The following is a 12,729-nucleotide window of genomic DNA, read 5'->3' as shown; positions in this document are numbered from 1 at the left end:
AACGTGATCCGCTCACTCGCAGCGGCGGTGGGCCTCGGGGCGGGCGCGGAAGTCGGGGCTGTCGACGGCGGGGCACGCGTCGCGGATCTGCCGCTTGAGGTCGTCGACCTCGGGGTGCGTCAGGGCCATCGCCGGGAACACCAGCGGGACCGCGCCGCCGGCGGCGAGCTCCGCGTGGAGGGCCGCGAGCGCGCCGTCGTCGCGGCCGGTGTCCCAGATCGCGGCGAAGTTGTCCTCGTAGCGGTCGACGAGCTCCGCGGCGGCGGGGCCGCGGAACACCAGCATGTTCTCGAAGGTGTTGTGCTCGGCGTTGCTCGACAGGTTGTAGCTGCCGGTCCACAGCTCGTCGCCGTCGACGATCATGTACTTGTGGTGCATCTGCTCGGCGTAGCTGGCGTGCCAGCGGTAGGCGTAATACTTGTAGCGGACGGCCACGCCCGCCGCGCCGACGAGGTAGCCGTAGAGGAACCCGCGGTCGTTGCATTCGCGCCGCTCCGCGGGGTCGTCGCCGGCGGCCGCGAGGCACTCCGCGAGCGCGTCGACCTGCTTCTCGTGGGTCGAGGCGGCGATGAACTCCTGGCCGTCGAGGTAGACGCGGACGTCGAGCGGTGGGTCCTCCGCGGCCCGGGCGATCAGCGCCTCGGCGACGGCGCGCAGCCGCAAATGGCCCGAGGCCAGGTGGATCGATCGGCGGGCGCCGGCGATGGCGGCGACGAGGGCGTCGCCGATCTCCTCGCCGCCGTTGACGACGAAGGTGTCGCCGCCGCGCACGTCGAAGTTGGCCGAGGTGAAGTGGACGTGGGTGTCGGGCTCGTCGGCGATCGTGGCGTCGTCGATCGTCAAGGTCGACGGCCGGCTGGCGAGCCCGGGGTCGCCGACGAAATCGCGGGAGTGGGTCCAGAGGTGCTCGAACTCCCGCTGCATGCGCAGCATCAGCTCGGAATGGCCGCGCAGGAACAGGGTGTTCTCGTCGTAGAACGTGGCGGCCCCCGGCGACCAGTTGGCGCTGCCGGTGACGAGGAAGCCGAGGTCCGCGGCGTCGAGGGCGTCGCGCGGGCCGTCGACGATCATGAACTTGTGGTGCATGATCTTGTTCACCCAGCGCACGTCGACGCCGTCCTGCTCGAGCTTGCCGGACTTCGAGCGCTGGCGGGCCTCGCCGGTGAGCTTGCGGTCGGCGCTGGCGGTCTCGAACAGGAACCGCACCTCGACGCCGCGCGCGACCGCGGCCGCGAGCGCCGCCTGGATGCCGGCGTCGGACAGCGAGTACATGGCGATGTCGAGGGTGCGCTCGGCCTCGCCGATCAGCTGCTCGACGCGGCGATTGTGGCTGTCGGCCGCGGGCTGGGGCGAGAAGACGACGTCGCTGACGCGCTCGGTGGCCGGCGATGCGTCGGCGCGGACGGCGACGGGCTCGAGCGGATCACAGGCCAGCGCGGTCGCGCCGAGCCAGGCGATTCGCAGGGGGGACAATGACATGAGGGCCGCCTCGCAATGGCAAGCGTCGCATCGCCGGCGGCGGCGCGCCAGGATTGTCTCCACCGCGAAATCCGCCGCGGCGGCCGGGTCTGCTGATTCGGGTCGCGGCTCAGCGGTCGGCTTCGCGGACGCGAGTGACGAAGTACAGCATCTGCAGCGCGGTGGCGACCAGGGCGGCCACGTAGGTGAGCGCGGCGGCGCCGAGCACCTTCTTCACGCCCTCGTCGTCGGCGCGGCTGACCAGGCCGGCGGCCATCAGCCGCCGGCGCGCCCGGGCCGAGGCGTCGAGCTCGACGGGCAGGGTGACGAGCTCGAACAGGAAGATGCCGGCGAACAGGAACACGCCGAACCACGCCAGGCCGAGCATGTGCAGCGCGAGGCCGGCGATGATGACGATGTACGACAGCTGCGAGCCGATCCGCGCCGGCAGCACCAGGGCCTGGCGCACGCGCATGAGCCCGTAGCCCTCGGCGTGCTGAATGGCGTGCCCGGCCTCGTGCGCGGCCACGCCGGCGGCGCTGACCGAGCGGCCGGCGTAGACCTCGGGCGACAGGCGCAGGACCTTGTGCGCCGGGTCGTAATGATCGGACAGCGCGCCGCCGATCGGCTCGATGCGGACGTCGCGGACGCCGGCCTGCGCCAGCACGGCGGCGGCCGCCTGCGCGCCCGTGACGCCCCGGCCGCCCTGCAGCGGGACCTGCGAGTAGCGGCGGAAAGTGGAATTGACGTACCACGAGGCCAGCAGCGACAGGAGCAGGCCGGGTACCATGTAGAGCATGTATTGTGGATCGAAGGCCCACATTGCCCGATCAACATGAGGCGGGGGCGGCGGAGGGCAAGAGCGGCGGGGGCGGCGCGTGGGGGCGGGGGCGGCGTGATCCGGCGCATGTGCGGGCGGGCGCGGCCGGTGGGGCGGTGCGGCGGAGCGCGGCGGCGCGGCGCCCCGTGCCATAAGCTCGCGGACGATGACCGCGGCGAGCCGGCCGAAGCACGGCGCCCACGACCGCATGCTGCGGGCGATCGCGCTGTTCAAGTTCTTCAAGACGGCCCTGCTCGTGACCGTCGGCCTCGGCGCGCGCGAGCTGCTGCGGCCGGAGGTGGCCGAGCAGGCCCAGGAATGGGTCGCGGCGCTGTCGCTGCGCTCGGAGCGGGTGGCCGCCCAGGATCTGCTCGGGCGGCTCGACGACGTCGCCCCCTCGCGCCTGGCGGCGCTCGCTGCGGCGTCGTTCGTCTACGCGACGGTGTTCGCGGTCGAGGGCGTGGGGCTGTGGCGCGCGCGCCGCTGGGCCGAGTACATCACGGTGGTGACGACGCTGTCGTTCGTCCCGCTCGAGGCGCATCACCTGCTGCGCTACCCGAGCGCGCCGGGCGTGTCGGCGCTGGCGCTGAACCTCGCGGTCGTGCTCTATCTGATCGCGCGGCTGAAGCGGCGTGGTGTATCAAAATGATACAGGTGACCGGCGAATCGCAAGACTGCCGGTTCGACGCGTGGTCGGTCGCAATGGTCGGAGTGCGGTCGCGGTACGAAACAGCATGTCCTTAAAAACATGTCGGTCCAGGCATGTGATCGCGGGTGCGCGCCCGTGGAGGAGGTCGAGGCAGGGGCGGTCTCGATCGCGCAGGCGAGTTCGCGGATGCGTGCGACGGCGGCGGCCTCGGCGAGGTCCGCGATGACGTGTGGGTGAACGGCGGCGAGGGGCCGCCCGCGCCGAGTGGCGACATCGGCGAGGCACGCGGCCAGGCTGGCGAGGCGCGACGGCGATTTCCATGGCGTCGTGGCTGCGCGACGGCGAGAGGTCGGGCGCCGGCCTCGACGACTTCCGTGGAGTCGCGTGCGCGACGGCGAGAGGTCGGGCGCCGGCCTCGACGAATTTTAAGAAGGCGCGTGCGGGACGGCGAGAGGCCGCGCGCCGGCCTCGGGCGCGGCCCCATCGCTTCGGGTGGCCTGCACATGCGCGCCCGGTGCGATCGACCGGCGGTGCGCGGTAGGATGGGCCATGCCGGGGACGAAGGGGGGGCTCGTCGCGCTCGTGCTCGTGGGCGCGTGTGCGAGCGGGCAGGGCCGTGACGACGAGGGCACGTTGCCGTCGGAGGCGACGACGACGGGCGAGACGGGCGACGGGGCGACGACGGGCGAGCCGACGGGCACGACGAGCACCGGGGCGCCGTCGACCGGCCCGGGCGACGCGACGACCTCGACGGACACGACGACGACGAGCGGGGCGCTGACCGGTCCGGACAGCGAGACCGCCGACACGACCGGGCCCGTCGCGGGCTGCGGCGACGGCGTTGTGCAGGCGCCCGAGCTGTGCGACGACGGCAACCTCGTCGACGGCGACGGCTGCAACGCCGACTGTCACCCGGCCGCCGAGGTGCTGTGGTCGGCCACGCACGGCGGCATGCTCGGCCTCGCCGACGAGGCGCTCGGCTGTGCGGTCGACGGCAACAACTCGATCTACGTGATCGGCTTCGTCGGTGTCGGCGCCGACGACACCGATTGGTGGATCCGCAAGTACGCGGCCGACGGCGCGGAGCTGTGGACGCAGAGCTACGCCGGCTCGGCGATGCTCGCCGATCAGGGGCGGGCGATCGTGGTCGACGCCGCCGAGACGGTCTACGTCGCGGGCCTGGCCCAGGAGCCGATGGAGGGCAACGACGTGGTGGTGCGCAAGCACGCGGCCGACGGCAGCCCGCTGTGGACGCGCACGTTCGCCGGCGCGGCGATGCTGAACGACGTCGCCAGCGGGGCGGTGCTCACGCCCGACGGCGGGCTGCTGGTCGGTGGGTCGACGGCGGTGGTCGACGCGGGCAACGACACGTGGCTGCGCAAGTACGCGCCGAACGGCGACGTGTCGTGGACGCGGACCTACAACGGGGCGGCCGGCAGCAACGACGCGACGCAGGCGGTCGCGGTGACCGAGGACGGCTACATCTACGCCGCCGGCTACGAGGCGGCGCCCGGCGAGAGCAACAACGTGTGGATCGCCCGCTACGACGCCGATGGCAACCTGCTGTGGTCGCGCCTGTACAACGGGGCCGACAGCAAGGCCGATTATCTGCACGGCGTGGTGGCGATGGACGACGGCGGGGTGGTCGTGTGCGGTTACGAGACGGCCGAGAGCGTGCCGTGGAAGAGCTTCGTCCGCCGCTACGACGTCGACGGCCTGACGGTGTGGACCGAGGTCGAGGCGGGCCCCGAGGCCGCGGGCGCGCTGTGCTACGGGCTGAGCCGCGCCGACGACGGCGACCTCCTGTTCGCGGGCGCGACGATCGTCGCCGGTCAGCGCGAGCCGTGGCTGCGCCGCCTCGCGCCCGACGGGACGCCGCGCTGGTCGACGCCGATCGCCGGGGCCGGCGCGGGGAGCAGTCACGCGCGGTGCCTGCGGCAGGCGCCCGACGGCACGCTGGTCGCGGCCGGCGGGGTCGACGGGGGCGTCGACGGTCGCGACGTGTGGGTCGCACGCCTCAGCCCGTAGATCCGTTGTGGCGGCGCGACCACGGGGCCGCGGCGCCTCGCCGGCCTCGTGGCGAGTCCCCGAGGACATGTCCCAAGAGACATCTATCGTGCGGAGGCCCGGTCCCGGCCGCCGGGGGTGCCGACATTTGCGGAGGAGCCGGACGCGCCTTGAAATCTCGCGGCGGGCGGACGATGGTCTGTCGTGACCAGTCAACCGGCTGCCCAGGAGAGTTCGACATGACAAGGCTCGCATCCCCGGTCGCGCGCGTGCTGTGCGGGGCGACCATCCTCGTCGTTCACGGCTGTGGAGATCCGTCGGGGACGCCCGGCGCGAGCTCGTCGGACTCCGACACGGCGGCCACGAGCACGAGCACGGGCAGCAGCGGCGAGGCGAGCGGGCAGGTGCCGACCGAGGGCGCGACGACCGAGGAGGACGGCAGCGGTTCGCACGGCCAGGACTCGAACTCGAGCAGCACGGGGGCGATCGAGCCGCCGCCGCCGGGCTGCGGCAACGGTACGGTCGAGCCGGGCGAGGCGTGCGACGACGGCAACGACGACGAGTTCGACGGCTGCCTGGCCGATTGCACCGAGGTGCCCGCGCTCGACGTGCCGCCGCTCGAATGGAAGTACGTCCCCGTGCCGGGCACCCGGTGCATGAACGGCGACACGGCGGGCTTCGGCATCAGCCTGAACCCCGACTCGAAGAACGTGATGATCTACCTCGAGGGCGGCGGGGCCTGCTTCAACGACGCGTGTGACTTCAGCGCGTTCAACATCCCGTTCATCCCCCCGCCTGACGGGATCTTCAACCGCGCGAACCCGGGCAACCCGGTCGCCGACTGGAGCATGATCTACGTGCCGTACTGCACGGGCGACATCCACGGCGGCGACAAGGACACGATGCTCGGCGGCCAGGTCCGGCACTTCCGCGGCTACACCAACATCACGAAGTACCTGCAGCAGTGGGTGCCGACCTTCGCCGACGCCGAGAACGTGCTGCTGACGGGGATCAGCGCCGGGGGCTTCGGGGCCGGGCTCAACGCGGTGCAGGTGGCCGAGGCGTTCGGCCCCGGGCCGCAGATGATCGTGATCGACGACTCGGGGCCGCCGGTCGGCAATCAGGTCATCCCACCGTGCCTGCAGCAGACGTTCCGCGCGGTCTGGGGCCTCGATCAGACGATCCTCGCCGAGTGCGGCGGCGACTGCTCCGACCCCGACGACTTCGCCACCGGGGTGCTCGCGCACACGCTCAAGAAGCACCCCGACATCCGCTTCGGCCTGTTCTCCAACACCGCCGACACGATCATCCGCGCGTTCATGTCGTTCGGCTGGGGCAACGGCGAACACGACAATTGCGGCGGGGTGCCGCTCATCGTCCCGGCCGACGTCTACGAGGACGGGCTGCTGTCGCTGCGCGCCGACCACGAGAGCACGGCTTCGACGTACTACGTCGGCCAGACGCAGGTGCTCTACAACTTCGGCCTGGGCCACACGGTGCTGCGCTCGCCGACGTTCTGGACGACCGCGGTCGACGGCGTGCAGGTGTCGGAGTGGGTCGGCCAGGTCATCGCCGGCGAGGTGAGGCACGTCGGGCCGTGAGCGGTCAATGACGGGCTGTCCCTCGGGGCAGCCCGTCTCGCAGCGGCCGGCGCCTCAACGGCCGCGGCTGCTCTCGACGATCTCGACGAACAGGGCGGTGATGTTGTCCTTGCCGCCGCAGAGGTTGGCGTAGCGGATCGCCGCCGGGGCCGCGACGCGCGGGTCGAGCCGGAACAGGTCGATCAGGGTGTCGGCGGCCTGGTCGAGGTACTCGTGCAGACCGTCCGAGCAGAGCAGCAGGCGATCGCCGGGCTGCAGCGGGAAGGCCATGATGTCGACCTCGACGTGATCGCGCAGGCCGATCGCGCGGGTGATCGAGCTCTTGCGCCCGCGGACCTTGTCGGCCTCGACGAGGCCCTGCTTGACCTGCATGTTGAGCAGGGTGTGATCTTCGGTGAGCTGGCGGACGTCTTCGCCGCGCCCGAGGTAGACCCGCGAATCGCCGACCTGGCCGACGATCGCCAGCTCGCCGGCGACGAGCACCACCGAGGCGGTGGTGCTCATGCCGGAGTAACGCGCGTCGACCTCGGCCATGCTGTGGACCATGTAGCAGGCGTTCTGCAGGCCGCCGCGGACGAGGGCGCCGAGGCGAGCGACGGTGTCGGCCCCGAGGCGGATCTGCGGGCCGTCGTGCGCGTGGCCGTGCACGACCATGCGCCGCGCCATGCGGGCCTCGTCGGCGGCGGCCTGGATCAGCGCGGCCTCGCGGTCGACCCAGTCGCGGATGAGATCGACCGTCACCTGCGAGGCGACCTCGCCGCACGCGCGCCCGCCGACGCCGTCGCACACGACGAACAGACCGAGCTCGTCGGTGGCAAAGAAGGCGTCCTCGTTCTGGCTCCGACGCCGCCCGACGTCGGTGGCCCCGTGATGACGGGTGCGCACGCGGGGGAAGATACAACACGGCCTGCGCGCGAGCATCGCCGCGGCCCGCCCTCGCATGTCGCGAACTCGTGCCCGCGGCGGGCTCGCTCGCACGGCGAGCTCCGAGGTCGGCGCCACCCGCAACGTCGACGTGGTGCGCCGATCCTGCGGTCCTCGGGTCGCCTTCGTGAGGCGTCGATGGCGCGGGTGCGGCGTTGCGCGCGGCGCTCGCATTCGCCGCACCACGACGCGGGCGAGAGGCACACCGATGAATGTTCGATTCCGCGCATAGGCGTGAGCAGGCGCAATGACGATGTGTTCGATGGGACATGTCCTCATCGACTCACGAGGCGGAACGGGGGGCGTGGAGCCGCGGGTGCTGCCGGTGGTGCCACAGAGCGGCGAAGTCGGGCCGCAGCGCGAGCAGGCGGGCCCGCAGGTGCTGGCAGCGGCCGGCGAGGGCCGCGGTGTCGAGCACGTCGAAGGCCTGCACGAGCCAGGCCTTGAGGGTGGCGTCGTCGCAGTGGGAGCGGGGCTGGGCCCCGAGGACCCACTCGCGCGCGGGGTCGCTCAGAATTTTTTCGCGGACGCCCGGGCGTCGGCCAGGAGGGCCTCGGCCTGCAGGGAGGTCAGGTGCGGTTCGGGCAGGCACGGCTCGAACTTGGAGAGCCGGCCGCACATCGCGCTGGGGGCGTAGCGGAGGGCGTCCGCAAAGGTCGGGCGCCCCTGAGCCGTACAGCGGGTCAGCAGCTCGCGGACGGCCGCCTCGCTGGCGCCGGCCTCCTGACGAAAACTCAGGGAGACGTCGCGAGCGACCACCTTGCCGCCGAGCTCCGCCTCGAGGAGCCGCGCGAGGAGGAGGTTGGTGCGGCCTCCGGCGAAGTTCCACCAGCACAGCTCCGACCCGTCGCGCAGGAGTGGCGCGTCTTCGTCGCGGAGGAATGCGTGGAGCGCTCGCTGCTCTCCCAGGATCTTGCGAGCTCTCGTCGACCAGATCGGAGGCACCGAGTCGTCGCAGAGGATCCGCCGCATCGATTGACAGAGGGCGGCAGACAATGGGCGAGGGCTGCCGCTCCAGCGCGTTTGACCGCCGCGATCGGCAGGGACGACCCGGCAGATCGCGCGCGACCAGTCGATGCTCGTGATTTGCCAGGCGCGGCCGTTCAGTGTGAAGGTCGCGGGGTCGCCCGATTCTCCGAGCGTTTCGAGGAATCTGGCATCGACGGTGCCCAGTTCGCGATCGTGGGCGTGGACGCGGATGAGGCGCGGTGTGCTGAAGACGGCGTACAGCTCGGCGAAGTGACGGCGACCGTAGAGCCGCTCCCCGCGCGGTCCGAGCCACAGGCGACCGCCGTGGTCGGCGAGGATGTCGCGCGCGAGCATGGTGGTGACGAGCTCGGCGGCCTCGCCGGGGGTGATGTCGGCGAAGGCGTACGGGACCCGGCGCGGATCGTCACCGGCAAGGCCGAGGAAGGCGAGCAGGTCGGTGGCGGGAGCGCCCCCGAGCTGGAGCGCGAGGGCGAGGAGCTGATGGGCGAGGATGTGAAAGGCGCGCCGACTCGGCCGCACCGGTTCGACACACCCGCGAGCGTGCAGGTCGAGCAGGGCGGCGGCTTGCAAGGTGGCGGCCTCGCTGGTGGTCAGGAAGGTGCAATTGGCGACGGTCCCCGCGCGCCGGCCCGTGCGGCCCATTCGCTGGAGGAAGCTGGCCACGCGGGCGGGGCTGTCGATCTGCAACACGTGATCGAGGTCGCCGACGTCGATGCCGAGCTCGAGGGCGCTCGTGGCGACGATGACGCAGTCCTGGGCGCTCTCGAAGGCGCGCTCGGCCTCCCGTCGCGCGGCCGCCGAAAGCGACCCGTGGGCGACGTGGGCGGTGACCCCGAGCTGCAAGAGGTGCTGCGCCAGCTCCTCGACGGTGCGACGCGAGTCGGCGAACACGAGGCGCTTGCGGCCTCGGTGGAGCTGCTCGATCACGTGGGCGGCGTTGGTCAGGCCGCCGACGTAATCGAGGGTGAGCTGCGGCTGGCCGGCGGCCGAGGGCGGGCGGATGACCTGCGCGGGCCGGCGCGAGCTGCCTTGCAGCCAGACGAGGAGCTCGTCGGGGTTGCCGATGGTGGCCGACAGGCCGACGCGCTGGAGGTCGCGGCCGGCGAGGCGGGTGAGGCGCTCGAGCAGGGCCGAGAGGTGCGCGCCGCGATCGTCGTCGGCGAAGGCGTGGACCTCGTCGATGATGATGCACCGGAGGCTCGACAGGAGGCGGCCGGTGGAGATTCGCGGGCTCATCAGCATGGCCTCGATCGATTCGGGGGTGGTGAGGAGGACGTCGCCGGGGTCGGCGAGGAATCGCCGCCGCGGAGCGGGGCCGACGTCGCCGTGCCACACGAAGGCGCGCCGGCCGAGGAGCCCGGCATAGCGCTGGACGCGGGCCTCCTGGTTGTTGAGGAGAGCACGGATCGGGGACAGGTAGAGCAGCGAGACGGGGCGCCAATCGTCGCTGTCCATCGCCGACAGCGCGGGGAAGAACGCGGCCTCGGTCTTGCCGCCGGCGGTCGGGGCGAGCACCACGCAATTGTGACCGTCCAGGATCGCGTCGATCGCCAGGTCCTGGACGGGTCGGAGCTGGCGAAAGCCGAGTTGGTGCACGATCTGGTGCTGGAGTGTGGCGCTGAGCCGGTCGAAGGCGGTCATCGCGGTCCGGGCGGCGAGGGGGTGTGCCATAGCCGTTCGAGCGCGTCGATCTCGGGGTGGAGGCGGCGGAAGTGGTCGCGGAGGAGGTGAAAGAACTGCGGATCGATGTAGCCGGCGCGGCGCAGCTGGTCGCAGACCTGATGGACGACGTCGGCGTAGTTGCTCTCCCACACGATGTTCTGCGCGACGCGCTCGGCGTCGAGGGCGGTCTCGACGAAGCGCTTGAGCGAGGTCGACTCGAATCGCTCGAGGACGAACACGTAGAGGGCGTTGCGCTGGTTCTGGGCGGGAGGTACCGGCAGCGAGACGCTGGCCTCGGTCGGAGCGGGGGTCGGGATGAGGCGCTTGATCTTGGAGTTGTGCCAATGGATCTTCTGATCGGCGACCAACTGCTCGAGGACGGCGAAGAAGCGCGTGGAGGTCCACTGGAAGTGGCCTTGCAAGCTGCCGAGCTCGACGTCGTCGCCGTTCTCGGGCAGGCGGCGCCACAGCATCTCCTCGTCGCGCAGGACCTCGGGCGGCCGGGGCTCGACCGGAGCGGGCACCTCGTCGGTGAGGACGACGGTGTCGAGGCGGACGCGGCGCAGGCTGCCGCCGCGGCCACGTCCGACCTCGACGAGGCCGCGCTGGCGCAGGCGCTTGCGGGTCTCCCAGTAGCGCTCGTCGTCCCAGCCGTAACGATTGACGAGCTCGTTGCGCAGCCGGGTGTTGCCGATCGCGCCGGTCTCGGGGATGAGCTCGAGCAAGTGGCGCTCGTCCTCCGCGGGGTCGCCCTGCGCGGCGGGGGCGTCGCGGGCCGGGTCGTCGTCGGCGTCTTCATTCTGAGCGCGAGCGATCGCGCCGCGGCGGCCGGGACCGACCTCGAGCCGGCCCTGCTCGAGCAGGGCGTCGAGCACCTGCTCGAGGTAGTCGGGGTGCCACTCCATGTAGCTCTGCAAGGTGGCGCGGGTGCACGCGGTCCCCTCGGCCTCGAACTCGTCGATGGCGTCGAGGAGGGCGCGTCGGTCGTTGCGGACGTGGCGGATGCTGCCGCCGGAGCCGCCGCGGCCGACGATGATCTCGCCGAGCTCGCGGAGCTCGCCCATGACGTGCTCGATCTCTCGGGTACGCCAGCCGGCCTCCTGGAGCTGGGCCATGAGGCCGTAACCGCTGATCGCGGAGCCATCGTCGGGCAAGAATGCGAGGAGTTGGCGTTGATCTTCGGAGAGTCGTCGCGGCATTGTCGTTAGGTTCGGTGCCGTTCCGCGCGGAGGACGATCAAGGCGAGCGCAACAGGGCGGCTGCGTGAACTCACTCGATTGCGGCGGTCAAGGCAGCTCGAGGTGGATGTCGTCCACCGTGGGGGCGGCGATTCCCGCGGCGGCGCGCTCCTCCGCGGTGAGCTCGCCGGCGCTGACGACGAGGTGGAAGTGCTGGGCGGGGTCGTAGTCGGGGTGGGCGTCGACCTTGTCGAGGAGGTCGAGGACGAGCTTGCGGAGGAAGACTCGCGGGGCGACGCCGATCTTGCCGCCGAGTTGGCCGGTGATGCCGTGCGCGAGCCGCCGCAGGGTGTCGTCGGTGACGCGCGCGGCGACGCGTTCGGGGTGCCTGGCGGGGTAGAGGGCACGGACGCGGCGGCCGACCTCGAGCAGCTTGGTGTCGTCGAAGGTGCCGAGGCGGAGCTGGGTGCCGCGGCCGGTGTCGAACCGCTCGGGGCCGCTGAAGTCGGTGTGGAGCCGTTGCTCGAGCGGGGGGAGGCGGCGGATGCCCTGCGGGCCGTCGAAGAACTGTGGGGTGCCGGTGACGACGACGTAGAGCCCGGGGTAGACGCGCGAGTCGAGGTCGTCGACGAGCTGGCGGAGGGCGTTGAGGCTCTTCTCGCGGCTGTCGGCGCGGACGCGCTGGATGGTCTCGACCTCGTCGAGGACGAGCAGGAGGCCGCTGCGGTCGGTCTGATGGAGGACGGCGAGCAGGCCGCGGAAGAAGCCGGAGGCGCCGCGGTGGTCGAGGTCGCCCTTGATACCGGCGGTGCGCTTGATGTCGGCGCCGACGTTGGGCTGTCCCATGAGCCAGGCGAGCAAGCCCTCGGCGACGGTCTGCTCGCCGGCGATGCGGGCGCGGTGGATGGCCCGCAGGGCGGCGGCGAACAGCGGCTGGGTGGCGCTGATGCTGGCGAGTCGCCGCTCGAGCAATTCGCCGACCGCGCGAGCGATGCCCTCGAGGTCGTCGTCGGCGATGCCGGGGGCAGCCTCTTCCTCGAGGTCGAAGAACCACCGGTCGATGAGGCAGCGAAACGCGCCGGTGGTCCACTCGCGGGTCTGCAGCGACTCGAGGGCCCGCCGGTAGAGCGTCTCGAAGCGGTAGAGCGGGGTGTCGGTCTCGGAGATCTGGACCAGCGCGGTGGCGTAGCCGCGCTCGCGCGCGCGGTGCTCGAGCCAGCGGGCGAAGAAGGTCTTGCCGGTGCCGTAGTCGCCGCGGATGGCCTTGAAGCCGGCGCCGCCGGTCGCCACGTCGGCGAGCTCCTCGTCGAGGACGGCGACGAAGCGATCGAGGCCGACGGCGAAGGTCTCGAGGCCGTGGTGGGGGACGGTGCCGCGCCGCAGCGCGTCGATGATCTCGCGGCGTTTGAGCAGGCTGATCTCGGTCACGGATGCCTCCAA

The 12,729-nt window shown here is 71.8% G+C and carries 10 protein-coding genes; 3 read left to right on the top strand and 7 right to left on the bottom strand.

The window, feature by feature from the left end; translation table 11 throughout:
• Positions 1–12 precede the first annotated feature (12 nt).
• On the bottom strand, positions 13–1,479 hold the full coding sequence (locus tag K7C98_RS12555; protein ID WP_224191858.1) for a phospholipase D-like domain-containing protein: 1,467 nt from the start codon (positions 1,477–1,479) through the stop codon (positions 13–15).
• 109 nt (positions 1,480–1,588) lie between these two features.
• Positions 1,589–2,257, bottom strand: coding sequence for a zinc metallopeptidase (locus tag K7C98_RS12550; RefSeq protein WP_263429434.1), 669 nt, complete (start codon positions 2,255–2,257; stop codon positions 1,589–1,591).
• A gap of 187 nt (positions 2,258–2,444) precedes the next feature.
• On the opposite strand from K7C98_RS12550, the gene K7C98_RS12545 reads away from it, so the two are divergent.
• The 3 genes from K7C98_RS12545 to K7C98_RS12535 all read left to right on the top strand — a co-directional run bounded on the left by K7C98_RS12545 (position 2,445) and on the right by K7C98_RS12535 (position 6,535).
• Positions 2,445–2,927 carry a DUF2127 domain-containing protein gene (locus tag K7C98_RS12545; RefSeq protein ID WP_224191857.1) on the top strand — a complete coding sequence of 161 codons (483 nt, stop codon included), beginning with the start codon at positions 2,445–2,447 and terminating at the stop codon, positions 2,925–2,927.
• Between the two features lie 549 nt (positions 2,928–3,476).
• Complete coding sequence (locus K7C98_RS12540) at positions 3,477–4,955, top strand: hypothetical protein (RefSeq protein WP_224191856.1); 1,479 nt, start codon at positions 3,477–3,479, stop codon at positions 4,953–4,955.
• A gap of 218 nt (positions 4,956–5,173) precedes the next feature.
• Entirely contained in the window at positions 5,174–6,535 is a 1,362-nt protein-coding gene (locus K7C98_RS12535; protein ID WP_224191855.1) for a pectin acetylesterase-family hydrolase, read from the top strand.
• Positions 6,536–6,589: 54 nt separating this feature from the next.
• Here K7C98_RS12535 and K7C98_RS12530 read toward each other — a convergent pair whose 3' ends face one another.
• From K7C98_RS12530 to brxD, 5 genes are all read right to left on the bottom strand, one after another.
• Positions 6,590–7,420: a PP2C family protein-serine/threonine phosphatase gene (locus K7C98_RS12530; protein ID WP_224191854.1), complete on the bottom strand. Its 831-nt coding sequence runs from the start codon at positions 7,418–7,420 to the stop codon at positions 6,590–6,592.
• Between the two features lie 322 nt (positions 7,421–7,742).
• Positions 7,743–7,892, bottom strand: coding sequence for a hypothetical protein (locus tag K7C98_RS12525; RefSeq protein WP_224191853.1), 150 nt, complete (start codon positions 7,890–7,892; stop codon positions 7,743–7,745).
• A gap of 77 nt (positions 7,893–7,969) precedes the next feature.
• Positions 7,970–10,090, bottom strand: coding sequence for a DEAD/DEAH box helicase (locus K7C98_RS12520; RefSeq protein ID WP_224191852.1), 2,121 nt, complete (start codon positions 10,088–10,090; stop codon positions 7,970–7,972).
• On the bottom strand, positions 10,087–11,310 hold the full coding sequence (locus K7C98_RS12515) for a hypothetical protein (protein WP_224191851.1): 1,224 nt from the start codon (positions 11,308–11,310) through the stop codon (positions 10,087–10,089). The genes K7C98_RS12520 and K7C98_RS12515 overlap by 4 nt, the downstream gene beginning before the upstream one ends.
• An 87-nt stretch (positions 11,311–11,397) precedes the next feature.
• Positions 11,398–12,717 carry a BREX system ATP-binding protein BrxD gene (gene brxD / locus K7C98_RS12510; protein WP_224191850.1) on the bottom strand — a complete coding sequence of 440 codons (1,320 nt, stop codon included), beginning with the start codon at positions 12,715–12,717 and terminating at the stop codon, positions 11,398–11,400.
• Positions 12,718–12,729 lie beyond the last annotated feature (12 nt).

The sequence above is a fragment of the Nannocystis pusilla genome (assembly GCF_020073745.1).
GTDB classification, from domain to species: Bacteria; Myxococcota_A; Polyangia; order Nannocystales; family Nannocystaceae; genus Nannocystis; species Nannocystis radixulma.
The sequence above is the reverse complement of the archived record's forward strand: the minus strand, read 5'-3'. Positions and strand labels throughout refer to the sequence as shown.

Coding starts and splice junctions, on each gene's coding strand:
- K7C98_RS12545 (WP_224191857.1), top strand. CDS start 2,445: ATGACCGCGGCGAGCCGGCCGAAGCACGGCGCCCACGACCGCATGCTG.
- K7C98_RS12515 (WP_224191851.1), bottom strand. CDS start 11,310: ATGCCGCGACGACTCTCCGAAGATCAACGCCAACTCCTCGCATTCTTG.
- K7C98_RS12535 (WP_224191855.1), top strand. CDS start 5,174: ATGACAAGGCTCGCATCCCCGGTCGCGCGCGTGCTGTGCGGGGCGACC.
- K7C98_RS12540 (WP_224191856.1), top strand. CDS start 3,477: ATGCCGGGGACGAAGGGGGGGCTCGTCGCGCTCGTGCTCGTGGGCGCG.
- K7C98_RS12550 (WP_263429434.1), bottom strand. CDS start 2,257: ATGCTCTACATGGTACCCGGCCTGCTCCTGTCGCTGCTGGCCTCGTGG.
- K7C98_RS12555 (WP_224191858.1), bottom strand. CDS start 1,479: ATGTCATTGTCCCCCCTGCGAATCGCCTGGCTCGGCGCGACCGCGCTG.
- K7C98_RS12520 (WP_224191852.1), bottom strand. CDS start 10,090: ATGACCGCCTTCGACCGGCTCAGCGCCACACTCCAGCACCAGATCGTG.